This window comes from Ewingella sp. S1.OA.A_B6, assembly GCF_049889095.1.
GTDB lineage: Bacteria > Pseudomonadota > Gammaproteobacteria > Enterobacterales > Enterobacteriaceae > Ewingella.
Window position 1 is genome coordinate 72,502 of the sequence record NZ_JBLJFK010000002.1, and the last position, 19,611, is coordinate 92,112.

Here is a 19,611-nt window from a genome sequence, read left to right on the forward strand (position 1 = left end):
CTACACTTATCTCTGGATGAAATCACGCACTGGAGAAATCATATGGCAACGGGTCATTATGATCTTAAAAAAGCAAAGAACGGACAATTTCACTTTAACCTGAAGGCCGGTAATGGAGAGATTATTCTCACCAGTGAGATGTATGCCAGCAAAGCATCAGCAGAGAATGGCATCGCGTCCGTACAAAGCAATTGCACCGATGAGAACCAATTTGAAGTCAAACCTGGCAAAGACGAACAGCACTATTTCGTTCTCAAGGCCAAAAACCACCAGGTAATTGGCGTCAGCGAGATGTACACCACCGACGCGGCGGCGCGTAAAGGCATGGCTTCGGTGATGAAAAGTGGTCCCTCGACCGAGGTCAGGGATCTGACGCACTAATTGAGATCCCATTCCTGGCTTCAACTATTCAGGGGCTAAATTGATCTAAGCCCCTGATCGGTCCAAATACCCATACTAACAGGCTGCTTTTTCCTTTTTCAGACGCTACAATTCGGGCCTTTCGTCGCCCCCTTAGGGACGGCCCTGACTTGCTATCAGACTGAGAATAACTATGTTTACTCCGGAATTACTCTCTCCGGCTGGTTCGCTTAAGAACATGCGCTACGCCTTTGCTTATGGTGCAGACGCGGTTTATGCCGGCCAGCCTCGTTACAGCCTGCGCGTCCGCAATAACGAGTTCAACCATCAGAATTTGGCTATCGGCATCAATGAAGCCCATGAACTGGGCAAAAAATTCTATGTCGTGGTGAACATTGCCCCACATAACGCCAAGCTGAAAACCTTTCTGCGTGATTTAAGACCGGTGATCGACATGGGGCCTGATGCGCTGATCATGTCCGATCCTGGGCTGATTATGATGGTTCGCGAAGCCTTCCCGCAGATGGACATCCACCTTTCGGTGCAGGCCAATGCGGTCAACTGGGCGACGGTGAAATTCTGGCAGCAAATGGGGCTGACGCGGGTGATTCTTTCACGCGAACTCTCACTCGAAGAGATCGCTGAGATCCGTGCTCAAGTGCCGGACATGGAAATCGAAATCTTCGTGCATGGCGCACTCTGCATGGCTTATTCAGGCCGCTGTCTGCTCTCCGGTTATATTAATAAACGCGACCCGAATCAGGGTACCTGCACGAATGCTTGCCGCTGGGAATACAAAGTTCAGCCGGGCAAAGAAGACGATCTCGGCAATATCGTGCATCAGTACGAGCCGATCGCGGTGCGACAGGTGGCGGCAGAAGAAGCGCCTGAATCCACGCTGGGCATCGGCCAACCGACCGACAAAGTCTTTATGTTAGAAGAGGCACTGCGCCCCGGCGAATACATGAGTGCCTTCGAAGATGAACACGGCACCTATATTATGAATTCTAAGGATCTACGCGCCATTCAGCACGTGGAAACCCTGACAAAAATGGGTGTTCACTCGCTGAAAATTGAAGGCCGGACGAAATCCTTCTATTACTGCGCCCGCACCGCACAGGTGTATCGCCGTGCGATAGATGATGCCGCCGCCGGAAAACCTTTTGATCCGACGCTGCTGACCACGCTAGAAGGGCTGGCGCACCGCGGCTACACCGAAGGTTTCCTGCGCCGTCATACCCATGATGCCCAACAGAATTACGAATACGGTTTCTCAGTCAGTGACCGCCAGCAGTTTGTCGGCGAATTTACCGGTAACCGCGTGGACGGCTGGGCAGAAATTGACGTCAAAAACAAATTCAGCGTTGGCGACAGCGTTGAAATGATGACGCCGAAAGGCAATGTACAGTTCACACTCGCGGCATTGCGTAACAAGAAAGGTCAACCGGTGGAGGTTGCACCGGGTAATGGTCACATTGTTTATGTATTGCTGCCAGAAGAGGTCGGTCTGGAGTTAGCTATTTTGTTGCGCAATCTTGAAGATACTGACACACGCAATCCTCACGCTAAAGCCTGAGCGTTAATAATTTCATTAAATAGCGTTAACAATGACGCCACACTACGTGGCGTTTTTTATTGGTCTTTTTTAAAAATAACATCAAAAATAAGAAACCGGTCACATTCATCCTCTGTTTCTTTAGTTATTATCTTTTCGCAATTTACACGAATGATAAATAAATTATCGAACTACACTAAGAACCACCTCCTTGGCCAGCTCAACCTCCCTTGAGCTGGCTTTTCTTATTATATCAACACATCCCATCTCATGAAAACCCATTCAATAATCAAGGCTGATATTGAAACTCGTTAATATCATGATTTAACTTCATCGATAATAAAAAATATATTTCATTATAAAAAAACCATCTTATATTTAGCATTCCGATATTATTCAGCAATTGATAACGCCTGAACGTTCTACTTCATTACCTGATTATTCCGATAGCTTTGATACCGGTTTGTCCTCTATATTTATGGGTAAAAGATAACCCTTGCGACAGACAGGAAGCATTCATGAAGGAAAGTATGCAAGAGACGCCGGGCGCGCTTTTGATTTTAAACGGCAAAGGGGCAGGCAATGAGGCGCTGCGTGAAGCGATTTATGCCTTGCGCGCAGAAGGAACCCGCCTTGAAGTCCGTGTCACTTGGGAACATGGCGATGCAGCCCGCTATCTGGCAGAAGCCGTAGCATTAGGCTGTGAAACGGTGATCGCGGGAGGCGGTGACGGCACCATCAATGAAGTCGCCACCGCGCTGATTAATCTGCCTGAGGAAATGCGTCCGGCGCTGGGTTTATTACCGCTCGGCACCGCCAACGACTTTGCCACCAGCTGCGGTATTCCTGTTGCACTGGATCAGGCGTTACAGCTGGCGATAAAAGGCCGTGCAGTGAACATCGACCTCGCCCGCGTCAATGAAAAACGCTATTTCATTAATATGGCAACCGGCGGTTTTGGTACCCGTATTACCACTGAAACGCCTGAAAAGCTGAAGTCTGCGCTGGGCGGCGTCTCCTATTTCATTCACGGCCTGCTGCGCATGGACCAACTTAAGGCCGATCGCTGTGTAATCACCGGCCCGGATTTCTCATGGGAAGGCGAAGCGCTGGTGATCGGCATAGGTAATGGTCGTCAGGCCGGTGGCGGCCAGCAGATCTGCCCTGAGGCGCTGATTAACGACGGTTTGCTTCAGCTACGTCTGCTGACCTCAGAAGAACTGTTGCCGTCGTTCCTGCGCAGTCTGCTCAACAATGAAGAAAATAAAAATATCGTCTCCGCTCATCTCCCGTGGCTGGAGATCACCGCGCCACATGAAATGACCTTCAATCTTGATGGAGAGCCGCTAACCGGCACTCAATTTCGCATCGAAGTCGTGCCAAACGCTATTCAGTGCCGCCTTCCCCCACAGTGCGAACTGCTGGGCTGATCTTCTTTCACACCGCTTTATCGTTCATTCTCTGTACTGTGATCTGCCTTGCAGTACAGAGCAAATCTGCGCCTTTTTTTGTGATCCTTTCTGTCTTATTTTGATAATCATACTTGTATGGTAGACGTCTAGTGCTTAGATTTACTCTGCCGATGTCGCTGAATAATTCAACGTTGAACTTCCGCGGGCAAAAGAATAGCCGTCTAGTCGAGGCTTTTGTTCATCCAGAATTTATTTGATGTTCTGCGGCGAATTATCAAAGAGTGCAGGGGAATTATGATTAATCATCATAAAGAAAGACCTATATCTGTAAAAAATATGCTGGCTTACGGTGGAGGCGATTTCTTCGGCGGCGGGTGTTTCGCGGTATTAGGCTTGTGGATCATGTTTTTCTATACCACCTATGCCGGATTAAGCCCGGCAGAGGCGGGGGCCGTTATTGCTACAGCCCGCTTGCTGGATGCTTTTTTTGATCCGTTGATGGGATACGTGACGGATAATTTCTACCGCAATAAACTGGGCAGAAAATATGGTCGCCGCGGTTTCTTCTTCTTACTCGGCGCACCACTGATTATGGTGACTTACATTATTATGTGGGTCAGCGGTATGGGTTTCTGGTATTACCTGTTCACATATATTCTCTTCTACGCCGCCTATACGCTGGCAATTGTGCCTTATGAAACGCTGGCAGCAGAAATGACGTCCAGCTTTAAAATGCGCACTAAACTCACTGGTGTGAGGATGTTCTTCTCTACCGGTGCGGCAATATTAGCCGCCTGGCTGCCGGGGCGAATTATTACTTACCTTGGCAAAGATTCTTCCTCATCATTTTTGATTATGGGGGTTATTTTCGGTGTACTGTTTGCCGTCGTGATCCTGATGCTCTACTTCTATACATGGGAACGGCCGATCCCCGTTGACGTTTCCGCACCAAAACTTTCTTTTCGCCGCGACATGAAGCACCTGTTTAGATCGCTGGTGTCGACCATGAAAGTCCGTACCTTCCGCCAGCACGTCGGGATGTATCTGGGCGGTTTCGTCGCACTCGATGTGCTCGGTGCCGTCCTGGCTTACTACCTTATTTTTGTACTCGGGCAAAATGCCGTCACAGCATCGAATGCAATGACATTAATGACATTGGTACAGTTTGTCTGCGTGGCCCTGTTTATTTTCTTGTGCATGAAATTAGGCAACGGAGCCTCATACCGAATCGCACAGTTATTTATGCTCGCGAGCGTCGGGTTATTTTTAGCCATTCACTTACTGCAATTACCTTTTAATATAACGTTGATTTATCTCTCCGTTATATTAATGGGCGTCGGCCGCTCCGGCACCAGTTACGTCTGCTGGAATATCTACAGTTTTATTCCAGATGTGGATGAGATGCTAACCGGGAAACGTCGTGAGGGGATTTTTGCGGGTGTCATGACTTTTGTCCGCAAAGCGGTGCAGGCAGTCGCGTTATTTGGCGTTGGATTGTTATTGCAACATTATGGATTTACCCCAAAAACCAGCACACAGCCCGCTGAAGCGGTTTATGGCATCACGCTGGTATTTGGCACCGGCTCGGTTGTCTTCCTGTTGGTCGGTCTGTACAGCTCAATGAAGTTCAAGCTCACGCGTCATAATCATGGGTTACTGGTGAATGAAATTGAACGTCTGAAGGCCGGTGGCAGTAAAAAGGATGTGACGCCGGAAACCCGTGTAATGGCCGAGCAACTGACAGGCTGGCCATACGAAAAATGTTGGGGTGAAAATAACATCCTTAGTCAGGCAGAAGATATCTCGCCTTTAACCTCCTCTAACATCTCAACCGGAGCCAACCATGCAAAGAATTGAATTCAACCTGATGCAGCAGACTGTCCAGCGTGCCTTGCTCAACGCAGGTCTTGACGAAGACAGTGCGCGAGTGTGCGCGCGCATTCATACCGAATCCAGCTGTGACGGCATTTCATCTCATGGTTTGAACCGCGTGGCCCGTTTTGTGGATTACGTCAAGAAAGGCTGGATCGATATTCACGCCAAACCCGAACTGGAAAAATCACTCGGTACCCTCGCCATTTATAACGGGCATCAGGGGATTGGTATCACCAACGCGTTGTTTGCCGTCGAAAAAGCTACTGAAATGGCGAAAGAACATGGCACAGGGATTGTGGCAATGAAAAACAGCAGCCATTGGATGCGCGGCGGCAGCTATGGCTGGTACGCTGCTGAACAGGGCATGGCGGCCATTTGCTGGACGAATACCGAGTCCTGTATGCCCGCATGGGGCGGAAAAAACACGCGAGTGGGCAATAATCCGTTTGTGATGGCAATTCCGAGAGCTAAAGGACCCATTGTACTGGATATGGCAATGTCTCAATATTCCTACGGAAAATTACAGGTCACCCGACTGAAAAACGAAAAACTGCCCTTCCCCGGCGGCTACGATGCGCAGGGGAAGCTGACCGATGAACCGGGCCCGATCGAAGCATCCAAGCGTATTCTACCCACCGGGTACTGGAAAGGTTCGGGGCTGGCGATTGTGCTCGACGCGATGGCCGCGTTGCTGTCTGCAGGCTCGCCGACCAATGAGATCGACAAGATCGACAAAGGCAGTTGCACCGGTGCCAGCCAGATTTTCATGATTTTTGACCCGTCGCAGTTAGGTGGTGCTGAATTCACTGAGCGCATGGCCGACAGCGTTGCAGATTACGTCAATCAGTCAGAGCCCGCAGAAAACAGCCGCGACGTTCGTTATCCGGGCCAAACGGCAGCCTCAAATCGCGAAGAAAACCGTCGTCTCGGGATCCCGGTCGATGATGATGTATGGAATGAAGTGATGCAGCTGGCAGAGTAGTCCCCTCTTGTTTTTCCTTTCCCCCCACGCCTGCCACCGCAGGCGTTTTCTTTTATATTTTCGGCCTTTCTACTGGCCAAAATGTGATCTTGTCTGGCAAAAAACAATATACATACTTGTATGGTAGTTGTGCTATGACGTATTTATAACCAAAGAAAATACGCCCTACTTTTACTGCAGAAGGTTGTAACCGATGAAGATCGTGAAAGCTGAAGTCTTTGTTACCTGTCCCGGACGTAACTTTGTCACGCTGAAAATCACCACCGACAGCGGCCTGACCGGCCTCGGCGATGCCACTCTGAATGGCCGCGAGTTGCCGGTTGCGTCCTACCTGAAAGATCACGTCTGCCCGCAGCTGATTGGCCGAGACGCCCACCAGATCGAAGACATCTGGCAGTTCTTCTACAAAGGCGCGTACTGGCGTCGCGGGCCAGTAACCATGTCGGCTATTTCGGCGGTCGATATGGCACTGTGGGACATCAAGGCCAAAGCCGCCAATATGCCGCTGTATCAGTTGCTCGGCGGCGCGTCACGCACAGGCGTAATGGTTTACTGCCACACCACCGGCCACTCCATTGATGAAGTGCTGGACGACTACGCCAAACATAAAGAGCTGGGTTTCAAGGCAATTCGCGCGCAGTGCGGCGTGCCGGGCATGAAAACCACCTACGGGATGGCGAAAGGTAAAGGTCAGGCTTACGAGCCAGCCACCAAAGGCATCTGGCCGGAAGAGCAGCTGTGGTCCACCGAAAAATATCTCGATTTCACCCCGAAACTGTTTGAAGCCGTACGCAATAAGTTTGGCTTTGATGAACACTTACTGCACGACATGCACCATCGCCTGACGCCGATTGAAGCAGCACGCTTTGGCAAAAGTATCGAGCAATATCGTCTGTTCTGGATGGAGGACCCAACACCTGCTGAAAATCAGGCGTGTTTCCGTCTGATCCGCCAGCATACCGTCACGCCTATTGCGGTGGGCGAAGTATTCAACAGTATCTGGGATTGTAAGCAGCTGATTGAAGAGCAGTTGATCGACTATATCCGCACCACGCTGACCCACGCGGGCGGCATCACTGGCATGCGCCGGATTGCGGATTTTGCGTCGCTCTACCAAGTACGCACTGGCTCACATGGCCCATCGGATCTTTCACCGGTGTGTATGGCGGCCGCGCTGCACTTTGACCTGTGGGTGCCGAACTTCGGCGTGCAGGAATACATGGGCTACTCCGAGCAGATGCTGGAAGTCTTTCCGCATAACTGGACCTTTAATGACGGCTATATGCATCCGGGAGAGAAACCGGGGCTTGGCATCGAGTTTGACGAAAAACTGGCGGCGAAATATCCGTACGAGCCGGCGCACCTGCCGGTGGCCCGTCTGGAAGACGGTACATTATGGAACTGGTAAGGAAATCGAAAATGAAAAGCGTTGTTATACAACAACCCGGAACGCTGGTGATCGAAGAGCGGCCACTGCCACAACCGGCCGCAGGTGAGGTGCGGGTAAAAGTCAGTTACGCCGGAATTTGCGGTTCTGATGTGCATATTCACCACGGCCACAATCCGTTTGCCAAATATCCGCGGGTGATTGGTCACGAGTTCTTCGGTCATATTGACGATGTAGGTCAAGGTGTTGACGCCGGTCGCATTGGTGAACGCGTGGTGGTTGATCCGGTGGTCAGCTGCGGCCACTGCTACCCCTGTTCTATCGGCCGGCCGAACGTGTGCACTGAATTGCAGGTGATCGGCGTGCACCGGGATGGCGGTTTCAGCGACTACGCCTGTGCACCTGCAGCCAATGCTTATGAGGTTCCGCCAACCATTTCCGACGAGCTTGCCAGCATGGTGGAACCCTTTACTATTGCGGCGAACATTACGGCGTTCCTGAAACCTCAGCCACAAGATACCGCGCTGATCTACGGTGCCGGCCCCATGGGTCTGACGGTTATTCAGGTATTAAAGGGGGTTTATGGGGTGCAAAAAGTCATTGTGGCTGACCGCATTGACGAGCGCCTGGTCATGGCAAAACAGAGCGGCGCAGACTGGACTATCAACAATCAGCATCAGTCCGTGACTGACGCACTGGCAGCTGAAGGTATACGCCCGACAATCGTAGTGGATGCTGCCTGCCATCCGGCGATTTTACAGGAAGCTATTTTACTGGCCTCCCCCGCCGCCCGTATCGGTATGATGGGCTTCTCCGGTGAAGCCAGCAGCGTGACTCAGCAGAGTATTACCAGCAAAGAGATTTCACTGTTTTCATCGCGCCTTAACAGTCACCGCTTCCCGCAGGTGATTGAATGGATGGAGCAGGGAAAAATTGATCCGAAAAAACTGGTGACGCACTGGATGCCCGCGACTGACGTTGAAGCCGCCATGCATTTGTTTGAAAAAGACCAGCGCGCCTGCTGCAAAGTACTGTTGAAGTTCCCGATGAATGGCTGATCCACAACACATTGACTCGCCACATCATTACACAGGAAGGATGCAGCTTCATCCTTCCTGTTTTCTATGTTCTATTTCAACACCTGTAATACCCGTATGTTATTTACTTTATACAACACCGGCAGTACGCATCACTATTATAAATAATACCAAGTGGAGCTTCTATGTTTAAAAACCTACGCTGGATCATCGTATTCCTGTTATTCATGGTTTACATGATTAATTACCTCGACCGTGTTGCACTGTCGATCACAGTACCCATGATAGAAAAAGAGCTGACCATTAACCCAGAGCAATTTGGTTTGATATTTGGCAGTTTCTTCTTCGGCTACGCAATATTTAACTTCCTCGGTGGTTTAGCCGTGGATAAATTCGGCCCGACCATCGTGATGGGGATAGCCGTCGGAATGTGGTCACTATTTTGCGGAATGACGGCCATTGCTACCGGCTTTTATTCCATGCTTATACTGCGGGTATTATTCGGCATGGCCGAAGGACCTATCTGCGCCTCGGCCAATAAGATGATCAACGGCTGGTTTCCGAAGAAACAGGCCGCCACCGCCATGGGTTTACTCAGCGCCGGTTCGCCATTAGGTGGCGCAGTGGCAGGTCCGATTGTCGGTTATCTGGCGATCTCTTTTGGCTGGCGCCCGGCTTTCATGGTGATTGCCTCCATCGGTATCGTCTGGATGGTTATCTGGTTCTTCACCGTGGCGGATAACCCATTAAAAAGTAAACGTGTTTCGCAGAACGAATTACGTTTAATTGATCGGATGAAAAATGAAAATCTGAGCAAGGAAGAAGATTTAGCCCAGGCCGCCCATGGTTTAGGTTATTACCTGCGCCAACCGATTATTCTGGTCACCGCTTTTGCTTTCTTCTGCTACAACTATATTTTATTCTTCTTCCTCAGCTGGTTCCCGGCCTATCTGGTGCAGGCTCACGGTCTGAATATTAAAGAAATGAGCCTGACGACCGTGATCCCCTGGATTGTCGGGTTTGTCGGACTGGCGCTGGGCGGGATTATTTCCGATAAAATATTCAATATTACTGGCCGTCTGTTACTGTCGCGGAAAATAATATTGGTCGTTAGCCTGTTAGCAGCAGCAATTTGTGTTGCTCTGGCTGGTATTGTCACCAGCGTGGTACCTGCTGTGGTGCTGATGTCTATTTCGATCTTCTTCTTGTATACCACCGGTGCGATTTACTGGGCGATTATTCAGGATGTGGTGCATAAATCACGTGTGGGCGGGACCAGTGGGTTTATTCATCTTATTGGCAGCGTGTCTGGAATTATCGGCCCGGTGGTGACGGGTTATATCGTGCAGAATACCGGCCGCTTTGATAGCGCCTTTATTCTTGCCGGTGGCGTCGCCGCTCTCGGTGCCATCCTGGTGTTCTTCGTCATTAAACCCCCTAAACGTCTACCCGCTAATCATGTAACTCAGCTGTAAATCGGTATCTCCGTGGTAATAAAAAACGCCTTCTGATATCAGAAGGCGTTTGTCCATTCATCTTTCTCGTCGCCGTTTCAGCTGAGGTAAAAACAGTCTGCTGTTGACTCAACATAATGTAATGACCCTATCACTGCGTTAACGCTGATTTTTGTCCATTTCTGAAGACCACTGCGCAATCTGCTCGGGGGATAAAAACTCTACCGTTTCACTCTGCTGCCCATCTTGCCCTTTGACAATACTGGCAATACAGGGGAATTTTTCGGGCATCTGCCGTAGCAGTTCTTGTTCCTGCTGATCGGGGCTTAACGTTTCCGTATTGAGAAAATCTTCTAACATCCAGGTACGGTATTGCATTGGGGTTTTCAGTAGCTTCATAAGCCCTCAGAGTCTTTGGCGCGCAAAGAACCGATGCTACAGGATACTGACTGTCATTAAAAAGGGCTGAGTGACTATTTTATGTTATCCAAGACCCGGAATATTCACCCCGAAAATCTGCAAGAGCAGCACGATATTCAACGTAATGATGACCACCGTACCGACGACGGAAACCACTACGGTCAGGCGGTTATTAACGAATTCTCCCATGATGTCGCGCCGGCGGGTAAACATCACCAGGGCAATCATCGGCGCGGGTAATGCCAGACTCAATACCACTTGGCTATAGACCAGAGCGTCGGTAGCATTTACGCCCATCGCTACCACAATAAAGGCAGGCACCATGGTCACCAAACGGCGCAGCCATATCGGAATGCGAAAACCCACAAAGCCCTGCATGATCATCTGACCGGCCATCGTACCCACAACAGAGCTCGAGATCCCGGAGGCAATCAGCGAGATCAGGAACACGCCCGCCGCGCCGAGACCCAACAAGGGGGTCAAGGTATGGTAGGCGGTTTCGATTTCTGCCACATCACTGTGACCGGAGTGGAACGCGCTGGAAGCCATGATCACCATCGCGATATTCACCAGCCCTGCCACTGTCAGCGCAATCACTACTTCGATATTAGAAAATCGCAACACTCTGCGGCGCTCAACCTGATTTTTGACCTGAATGCGGTGCTGGGTGAGACCGGAGTGCAGAAAAATGGCGTGCGGCATCACCGTTGCACCGATGATCCCAACGGAGATAGTCAGCGCCTGGGCATCGGGCAGTTGCGGCATAATCATGCCCATACCGGCGGCAGCCCAATCTACCGGCACGATAAACATCTCCACCAGATAGCAAAGTGCGATGACTGCCACCAGCCCACCAATCATCAGTTCAAGCGGCCGGAAACCGCGCTTTTCCACCATAAGTAAGAGGTAAGTGATGACTGCTGTAACGCCCATACCCGCCAGCAACGGCATATTGAACAACAGCGACAGCGCGATCGCGCCACCAAGGAACTCAGCTAAATCTGTGGCCATCGCCGCGACTTCGCTGACTCCCCACATTCCCCACACTACCGGCTGCGGAAACTGCTCACGACACATCTCAGCCAGATTTTTATTGGTGACGATCCCAAGCTTGGCCGACAGTGCCTGAAACAACATCGCAATCAGATTCGCCATCACCACCACCCACAGCAGCGTATAGCCATATTTCGATCCGGCCTGGATATTGGTGGCAAAATTTCCGGGATCCATATACGCAATCGACGCGATAACCGCAGGGCCGGCAAACAACAACGGGGTCATCATTCCGCGCTTACGCCCGGAGAGCGCATTGCCAATAGCTGCGTTGGTCCGCTCGGTCATTGAGGGGGAAAGATTCACTTCGCGCATTCTGATCCTTGCCCTATACAGGGTGCATTATTGTGCTGTTCGATTTTCATTCGGCAACATCAAATATAGCACTGGCTATACTCTATAGAGCAAGCTCAGTTTAAGCCTGGATTGAGCCATTCTGTATCAAAATATAACGCGGTATGGCAGGAAGGATCCCGCGAGCATAAAGTTTTCCTAAATTTTGCCGAAAATAACACCGTAAAGGATCAACGTATCCATCAACGCGCAGACGTGAAAAATAAGGGACTTATCAAGATGACTGTAATATCTATGGCGGGTAATCAATCTTTTAATTCGCTGTTATCGGCAACCAAAACAACGATAGCACTTCCAGTCACCGAGCAGGCGCAGCAGACCCCGACGACACAATCGGTTTCTGTTACCCTCGGACGATTGGAGGCATCAGACAGTACCCCGGTCTACACCATTACCCGGCCGGTACCGTTATGGGAAAAGGCGTCGGGCGACAGCATCAGCTCAAAAATGGCAGGCAATTTTTCCTCTGCAGCCACCGCCGTACGTTTTCAGGGTCTGGGCGCCGCGTTGCTTAACCGTTTTAGTACTGATAGCAGTAACTTCTCCCAATCGGTTCGGCAGGCGTCCGCCAGTGATGGAATGAATACGGCGAAAAATGCTAACAATCAATTCAGCCTGAGTATCAAAACGGCAAGTGGAACACTGGTTAACGTAATGCTGGGCAGCGATAACGATGGATTAGGCGTACAAATTGAGGTAACCAACGGCAATCTGAATGAAGCTGAACGTGCAGCACTGGCAAAAATGTCGGATGGATTTCAGAAAGCCATTGATGGCCTGACGGAACAACCGCCACGCCTTGACCTCGGCGGGTTAACCAAATTCGATACTTCGGTACTGTCTTCAGTGGACCTGCATGCCAGATTGGCCGCTTCCGAGGGTCAGACGCTGGATTTCCACGCCGATAGCCAGCAGCGCTCGGTGAAATCGACCGGGATCGCGGGCACAGTAGATATCAGCGTAGACATGAGTAAACGCGCACTATTAGGCAACGCCACTCAGCAGCAACAGGCGCTTAACCAGTATTTAAAGCAGTTTGATAGCGCGAAGGTTCGCGGCAACGGCAATGAATCGTTGATGACCATGTTCAAAGACGCCTTCAGTGCTCTGAACAGTAACTATGGCGAAGCTGTCGCGACGCAAAAAAATAGCGCACCAGCACCGATCCACTTTTCCCTGAGTGGCACAGATAAAAACATGCTGACCGGGCTGGCAGATTTCACCGCCTCCGTCACGCAGACGCCGGACAATACCACCAATCCGCTGCGCCCGGATGAAGCCGATACCTTCGCTTATCAGGTATCGCAAACCAGCAGCGTCACAGGTACTAGCGCTATGGACCGGGCTATCAGCCAGAAGCAGCAATCCCATTTGGTGGCCAGCTACCATAAACCGCTGTCCTCAGGACTTAAACTCCACCTGACCACGCTGAAGGATTCGCAAAACTACGAGTACACACAAATAGATGACAAAGCGAAAAGTGCCACCGAGATCCAGTACCGCAAAGGTGCATTGGCCAGCGCAACACTGAACCAGTCAGCCAGTACCTCACTTCACGTATCTAGATACATAAAAGGATCTCTGGAATCAGATGCCACCCACCCAGAGCAAACCGCCAAATCCGTGGATTTACTCGGTATGCTGCAATCAGCCTGGGAAAAGGACAATACCCGCATGTCATTTGATACTTACCTAAGCCAGCACACTCTGCCGGACTTCAGCACTCTGGTATTGTTACAGACGGATCCTTTGAAGATGAGTCAAACCGAAGAGAGTACCTCTGCGGCGTGAAATAACGCACAGGTATAAGTATCAGCGCGGTAGATCCCCGCGCTTAAGAAACGAAGCCTATCTCATGCGAAATGCGCTGCGCGATATCTTGAATGGCGTTGACCAGCGCTTTTGCGCCCACGTGCTTAAGCTTGGCCGTTGGCAAAGAAACGGAGACGCTGTACTTAACGTTATGATGTATATCAAAAACGGGTGCAGCAATGCAGGACACGCCAAGCTCTTTCTCTTCTCTGTCCATCGCTAATTTCAGCCGACGGATATCCTCCAACTCTTCGAGCATTTTGGGCAGTTCGGTGATCGTATTTCGGGTGAAAGCCTGAATCACCTCTCGGTGTGTAAGCCAATAATTCGCCGCAAACTGACTTTTCTCGTAGGCCATAAAAATCTTGCCCATTGCCGAGCAGTAAAGCGGCATGTGCTGGCCAATATAGGCACGGGTACGCATCATCCCAGTGGTCGGTTCAAGCTTGTAAATAAGGAGAATGTGGTCATCTTCCCGGGTCGAAAAATTAACTGTTTCTCCGGTGATCAAATTCAACTGTTCAAGATGCGGTGCGGCCACATGGATGATATTGAGCGAAGACAGCGCTTTTTGTCCGATAGAGATGAGTTTCGTCGTCAAGCGATAACTGCCCGGTGAGGGGGCTGGCGTCACGTAACCGCTGGCATGGAGTCCCTGCAACAGGCGATGGACCGTGCTTTTATTCATTTCGGCCAACTCAGCTAAATGGGCAAGCGGGCATCCGTTAGGAAAATTGCCCAGGATCTCAATCAACTGAAGGCCCCGAAACAGGCTCTGGCTACCCAGAGTTTTCTCTTTTTTAGTTTTGTCGTCATCAGTTGTTATCAAATTCATCCCTCGCATCCTTTACTTGCAAAAATATCAGACTAGCACGCTTCACGCGGTGAAGAGAAAGTGTGTTACCGGTCACATTTACGCAACATAATATTTAACTAATTGATTTTTAAATAAAATAAAAACATCCTCTTCTTTGATTATTTCTAATATTGCGCATAGTATTTTTGAAATCAGGTTTCGCATACTGAAATGCACAGTGCGATAGTAGACCAGACATTCAGTACTTTCTATTTTTTTGGTAAACCAGCATGGCGTTAAAAAGGGCGTGTAAAGATGCAAAACGACAATCATCCGGGCAACGATCGGCCAATTTTGTCTCTTAACCACATTGTTAAACGCTTTGGCGGAAACCTGGCGGTCAATGACGTCAGTCTGCAGGTTATGCCCGGCGAGGTATTGGCGCTACTGGGTGAAAATGGCGCAGGCAAGTCCACGCTCATTAAAGTGCTGGCCGGCGTTTATCAACGAGACGGCGGTGAGATTTTATTTCAAGGTCAAAACATCAGCTCAGCAGCAGAGCTAAAAAGCGGATCCAGGCAGCCGATCGCTTTTATTCATCAAGACCTCGGACTGATTGAATGGATGACCGTTGCCGAAAATATGGCACTGGTCATGGGTTTTCCACGCCGAATGGGGCTGATTAACTGGAAGGCTATCCGCCAATGCGCGCTCGATGCGCTGAAAGACGTGGGGATTTTGCTCGATCCTGATGCTCGCGTGTTCGAACTGTCGCGCACAGAAAAATCACTGCTGGCAATCGCCCGTGCGGTGGCAGTGAACGCCGAACTGCTGGTGTTGGACGAACCCACCGCCTCACTGCCTGCCAACGACGTCAGGCATCTGTTTGCAGTGATAAACCGCCTGCGGGACAAAAAAGTCGGCATGATTTATGTCACACATCGGCTGGATGAAGTGATCGAAATTGCCGACAGCGTGTGTGTCATGCGCGACGGACGCTATGTAGCAGGCGGCAAAACGTCTGAATATTCCCTGCGTGATTTGGTTCATATGATTGTCGGAGAGAGCGTCGATGAGGACCAGCGTGAACCCCTGCCAGTCAATAAGCCTCCCGTTTTACAGCTGCATGACGTTGCTGTCGGTGAAATCGGCCCCGTCTCTTTTTCCCTGCAACCAGGTGAAATGCTGGCACTGGCAGGGCTGAGAGGTGCAGGTCAGGAAGAGATTGGGCGCTTACTTTTTGGGTTGCGTGAAACCAACGCAGGCAGCATTACTTTCCGCGGCGAACGTTACGAGGTGAACACTCCGGCTCAGGCGATCCAGAGAGGCGTATCTCTCGTGGCCGGCGACCGTACAGGTGAGAGCCTGGTAATGACCATGAGCGTCAGGGAAAACCTGTTTCTTAACCCCTGCACCGTCGGACACAAACTGTTTTCGCGCTACAGCAACCGCCAGGAAATAGCCGCGAGTTGGTGGAAAGTGCAACTTTTTGATATTCGGCCAAAAGACGTTAATACCACCATCAGTGCCCTCTCGGGAGGCAATCAACAAAAAGTGGTTATGGCTCGCTGGATGAACCTCAACAGCCCTCTGCTTATTCTCGAAGATCCTACCGCGGGCGTTGACGTCGGTGCGCGTGCAGAAATCTATAATCTGCTGAATAAGTCACTCGCTGAAGGCGTTGCGGTATTGATTATTTCCACCGATTTCGAGGAGATAGCGCACATCTGCAATCGTGCGCTGGTCTTTAACCGCGGCAAAGTTGTCGGCGAGCTCAAAAATGAACGCGTCTCGTTTGCGAATCTTTTGGAGTTGGCATCTGCCAGCACAGGGGAAACAATCGCAACATCCTGATTTTACTTTTCAACCACCGATTCTATCTGGCGAAAGCGTTTAATAAGAACCATGAGGCGTAAAATGTCATGTCAAAAACATCTGTAAAATCAACGGCGCTGGAACAACGCGTCAACTTTCGTGAGCATGGCGCTGGCGCATGGAGTATGCAGATCCTCACCCGTTACGGTCTGCTGCTGCTGTGCATCGTACTGGTGATTTTCTTCTCTCTGACGACGCCGGCGTTTGCCTCAATGCTCACTCTGCAAGCCATTCTTTCGAGCAAGTCCAAAATTGCTCTCCTGGCGCTGGCAGCAACCATTCCGATGATTGTCGGAAAAATTGACCTCAACGTCGGCTTCGGCATTGTGCTTTGGCACATTCTGGCCATCACTCTTCAGGTGCAGTACGGCTTTTCGTGGGAGTTTGCCGTATTAGCTGTGCTGGTGCTTTCAGCACTTTACGGGCTGCTGAACGGTATTTTAGTCGCGCTGGCCGATATCGACAGCTTTGTTGCCACGCTGGGTTCTGGCACGGTTATCTACGCCATTGCCCTTTGGCACTCTGGCGGACGCCAGATAGTCGGTGATCTGCCCGATGCCTTTACAGCCATTCATCATACTGAGATTGCAGGCATTCCGATTGTTGCCTTCTATGTTCTTCTGGTCGCCGTGGTTTTGTGGCTGGTCACCGAACACACACCGCTTGGGCGCTGTATGTATGCGGTTGGCGGCAATCCGGCTGCGGCAAGGCTGAATGGCATTTCAGTCACTCGCTACACTATCGGCGCCTTTATTGCCTCCAGCGTATTGACCGGTTTCACCGGCGTATTAATTGCCTCCGAGCAGGGTGTGGGCCAGGCCAGCGTCGGCATGGACTATCTATTACCGGCGCTGGTCGGCGCCTTCTTAGGCAGTACGACCATCAGACCCGGACGCGTCAACGTCTGGGGAACGGTGGTCGGTATTACCGTGCTGGCGATCGGCATTGCCGGTATCCAGCAGTTTGGCGGCGACTTCTGGGTCGAACCGCTGTTCAACGGCGTTACGCTGCTGCTGTCCATTACTATCGCGGGCTACGCCCAGCGCCGCCGGCTGCTAAACCAGAAAGCGGTGCAACGTAGTCAGGCTGTCATTAAAGAAGAGTCGTCCCCTACCCCATAAACCGATATATGACCTTAAGTCGCACTGGAGAAAAACAATGAAATCAAAAAACCTCTTCGTCGGAATTGTATTAAGCAGTGCCCTGTTCAGCGCCCCTGCCGCATGGGCAGATGCCTATCTGGATCAGGCTAAACTGGCGGTAGAAAAAGCCACAACGCCGGTCACTCAGTGGGACGGTCCGACTACCGGGCCAAAATTGGTGGCGGGTAAGCGCATCATCTTTATCGCCTCGGATATGAAAAACGGCGGCGTTCAGGGCGTACAGCAGGGAATGAGTGAAGCCGCCGCCGCCGCCGGATGGAAGCTTGAAACCCTCGATGGCGGTGGCTCTATCAAGGACCAGCTCTCATCCCTGAATCAGGCTATTGCGCAAAAGCCTGACGGTATCGTGATTGGTGGGTGGAATCCTAACGTGGCAAAAATTCCGCTGAAAAAAGCCATCAGCGAAGGCATCACACTGGTTGCCTGGCATGCCGTGCCTGAGCCTGGCCCAATCCCTAAATACAATGTTTTCTACAATGTGACCTCCGACTCAAACCAGGTATCACAAATAGCGGCACAGTACGCAGTAGTCAAATCGAACGGTCAGGCAAAAGTATTGATCTTCACTGATTCGCTTTACCAAATTGCCCTTGATAAGGCCAACGTGATGAAGAAGGAGATTGAGAAGTGCAGCGGTTGCCAGGTGCTTGAGTTCATCGATACCCCGCTGGCGGATACGGCCAACCGCATGCCGTCAATGACGTTTAGCCTGCTGCAAAAATATGGCGATAAGTTCCAGTACGCGCTCGCCATCAATGATCTCTACTTTGACTTTATGGCACCGTCGCTGAAAACCACAGGTAAAGGCGGTGATAAAGCCCCGTTTAACATTTCTGCCGGTGACGGCTCAATCTCTGCCTATCAGCGTATTCGCTCCGGTGATAGCCAGTCAGCCACGGTGCCTGAACCGCTTAAACTGCACGGCTGGCAACTGCTGGATGAATTGAATCGCGCCTTCGCCAAACAGCCACCTTCAGGTTACGTGACGCCGGCGCACCTGGTTACTCGCGACAATATTGGCAACGACGGTGGTAAAAATAATATGTTTGACCCACAAAACGATTATCAGGGTCATTACAAAACCATCTGGGGCGTGAAGTAATGTGGAATAAGGTTGCGTCTGACCTGAGCACACCGGCGGTTGCACTGGATAATAAGCCAGAGAAGCTATGCTCACCGGCAATCTGGGCTGAAGGCCCAGTATGGTTGCCGCGCGAAAATGCGCTTGTGTTCAGTGATGTTAAAGGCAACCGCATGTTTCGCTGGTCGGCGCGCGACGGGGTCAGCCTGTTTCGCGCCTCGTCCAACTTTGCCAACGGCAATGCCCTTGACTCTGAAGGACGGATCATCAGTTGCGAGCACGGAAGGCGAGGGATCAGCCGCACCGAACACAACGGTGAGATCACCATGTTAGTTGATCGGGTTGACGGTAAACGTTTCAACTCGCCCAACGACGTGGTGGTGCGTTCTGATGGCACCCTCTGGTTTACCGATCCTCCCTACGGCATCATTAATGATGAAGAAGGGTATAAAGCTGAAAGTCAGGTGATCGGCTGCTACGTCTACTGTTTCGACCCGCGTGATGCTTCGTTGAGCATTGCGACCAGCGACGTACAACGTCCTAACGGACTGGCATTTTCGCCGGATGAAAGCCTGCTCTACGTCGCCGACATGTCAATTGTTGACTTCCCTACGTTGGGTCGCAGAGAGCTGAGAGTCTTTCCTGTTGAGGAAAACAAACTGGGAGTCGGGACGTTTTTCGCACAGGTTGAACCTGGCATCCCGGACGGATTCTGCGTTGACGGTCAGGGCAATATTTTTTGTAGTTGCGAAGATGGCGTTATTATTTTCGACCCACAGGGAAATCAAACAGGGAAAATTCCGGTGCCGGAACGGGTGTCCAACTGTACGTTGGGCGGCGAACACCGCAATGAGCTTTATATTACTGCTACCACCTCGCTCTACCGTATCCGCTTGACGTCTGCATGACCCGTTTGGTGAGCACATGGCGCTCACCAAACTCGTTTTTCGCCAAAAAATGCGGGGTTAACGCCCAATACCTCAGAAGGATTATTT

At 50.9% G+C, this 19,611-nt stretch carries 16 protein-coding genes; 13 read left to right on the top strand and 3 right to left on the bottom strand.

The window, feature by feature from the left end; all coding sequences use genetic code 11:
* The first annotated feature begins 42 nt into the window (after positions 1-42).
* From ACMV8I_RS08580 to ACMV8I_RS08615, 8 genes are all read left to right on the top strand, one after another.
* Positions 43-381: a YegP family protein gene (locus ACMV8I_RS08580; RefSeq protein ID WP_498864815.1), complete on the top strand. Its 339-nt coding sequence runs from the start codon at positions 43-45 to the stop codon at positions 379-381.
* Between the two features lie 172 nt (positions 382-553).
* Positions 554-1,936, top strand: a complete 1,383-nt coding sequence (gene trhP, locus ACMV8I_RS08585; protein ID WP_498864816.1) for a prephenate-dependent tRNA uridine(34) hydroxylase TrhP — start codon at positions 554-556, stop codon at positions 1,934-1,936.
* Between the two features lie 509 nt (positions 1,937-2,445).
* Positions 2,446-3,345, top strand: a complete 900-nt coding sequence (gene yegS, locus ACMV8I_RS08590; RefSeq protein WP_498865022.1) for a lipid kinase YegS — start codon at positions 2,446-2,448, stop codon at positions 3,343-3,345.
* Between the two features lie 276 nt (positions 3,346-3,621).
* Positions 3,622-5,184, top strand: a complete 1,563-nt coding sequence (locus ACMV8I_RS08595; RefSeq protein ID WP_498864817.1) for an MFS transporter — start codon at positions 3,622-3,624, stop codon at positions 5,182-5,184.
* Complete coding sequence (gene yiaK / locus ACMV8I_RS08600) at positions 5,171-6,184, top strand: 3-dehydro-L-gulonate 2-dehydrogenase (RefSeq protein WP_498864818.1); 1,014 nt, start codon at positions 5,171-5,173, stop codon at positions 6,182-6,184. The genes ACMV8I_RS08595 and yiaK overlap by 14 nt, the downstream gene beginning before the upstream one ends.
* A gap of 193 nt (positions 6,185-6,377) precedes the next feature.
* Positions 6,378-7,592: a D-mannonate dehydratase ManD gene (manD, locus tag ACMV8I_RS08605; RefSeq protein ID WP_498864819.1), complete on the top strand. Its 1,215-nt coding sequence runs from the start codon at positions 6,378-6,380 to the stop codon at positions 7,590-7,592.
* A gap of 11 nt (positions 7,593-7,603) precedes the next feature.
* Entirely contained in the window at positions 7,604-8,629 is a 1,026-nt protein-coding gene (locus tag ACMV8I_RS08610) for a Zn-dependent oxidoreductase (protein WP_498864820.1), read from the top strand.
* 164 nt (positions 8,630-8,793) lie between these two features.
* Positions 8,794-10,083, top strand: a complete 1,290-nt coding sequence (locus ACMV8I_RS08615; RefSeq protein ID WP_498864821.1) for an MFS transporter — start codon at positions 8,794-8,796, stop codon at positions 10,081-10,083.
* A 138-nt stretch (positions 10,084-10,221) separates the two neighbouring features.
* Here ACMV8I_RS08615 and ACMV8I_RS08620 read toward each other — a convergent pair whose 3' ends face one another.
* Positions 10,222-10,461, bottom strand: a complete 240-nt coding sequence (locus ACMV8I_RS08620) for a hypothetical protein (protein ID WP_498864822.1) — start codon at positions 10,459-10,461, stop codon at positions 10,222-10,224.
* An 84-nt stretch (positions 10,462-10,545) separates the two neighbouring features.
* Complete coding sequence (locus ACMV8I_RS08625) at positions 10,546-11,850, bottom strand: Nramp family divalent metal transporter (protein WP_498864823.1); 1,305 nt, start codon at positions 11,848-11,850, stop codon at positions 10,546-10,548.
* 258 nt (positions 11,851-12,108) lie between these two features.
* Between ACMV8I_RS08625 and ACMV8I_RS08630 the strand changes: the two genes are divergently transcribed.
* On the top strand, positions 12,109-13,680 hold the full coding sequence (locus ACMV8I_RS08630) for a hypothetical protein (RefSeq protein ID WP_498864824.1): 1,572 nt from the start codon (positions 12,109-12,111) through the stop codon (positions 13,678-13,680).
* Positions 13,681-13,723: 43 nt separating this feature from the next.
* Here the strand turns inward: ACMV8I_RS08630 and ACMV8I_RS08635 are convergent, their stop codons facing one another.
* Complete coding sequence (locus ACMV8I_RS08635) at positions 13,724-14,536, bottom strand: IclR family transcriptional regulator (RefSeq protein WP_498864825.1); 813 nt, start codon at positions 14,534-14,536, stop codon at positions 13,724-13,726.
* Between the two features lie 276 nt (positions 14,537-14,812).
* Between ACMV8I_RS08635 and ACMV8I_RS08640 the strand changes: the two genes are divergently transcribed.
* From ACMV8I_RS08640 to ACMV8I_RS08655, 4 genes are all read left to right on the top strand, one after another.
* The gene (locus ACMV8I_RS08640; RefSeq protein WP_498864826.1) at positions 14,813-16,351 is read left to right on the top strand and encodes a sugar ABC transporter ATP-binding protein; all 1,539 of its coding nucleotides are present in this window, start codon (positions 14,813-14,815) and stop codon (positions 16,349-16,351) included.
* A gap of 68 nt (positions 16,352-16,419) precedes the next feature.
* Positions 16,420-17,493 (top strand): ABC transporter permease, encoded by a 1,074-nt coding sequence (locus tag ACMV8I_RS08645; protein ID WP_498864827.1) that lies wholly within the window; start codon positions 16,420-16,422, stop codon positions 17,491-17,493.
* A gap of 37 nt (positions 17,494-17,530) precedes the next feature.
* Entirely contained in the window at positions 17,531-18,637 is a 1,107-nt protein-coding gene (locus ACMV8I_RS08650; RefSeq protein ID WP_498864828.1) for an ABC transporter substrate-binding protein, read from the top strand.
* Complete coding sequence (locus ACMV8I_RS08655; protein ID WP_498864829.1) at positions 18,637-19,524, top strand: SMP-30/gluconolactonase/LRE family protein; 888 nt, start codon at positions 18,637-18,639, stop codon at positions 19,522-19,524. Before ACMV8I_RS08650 ends, ACMV8I_RS08655 begins: the two co-directional genes overlap by 1 nt.
* The last annotated feature ends 87 nt before the right edge of the window (positions 19,525-19,611 follow it).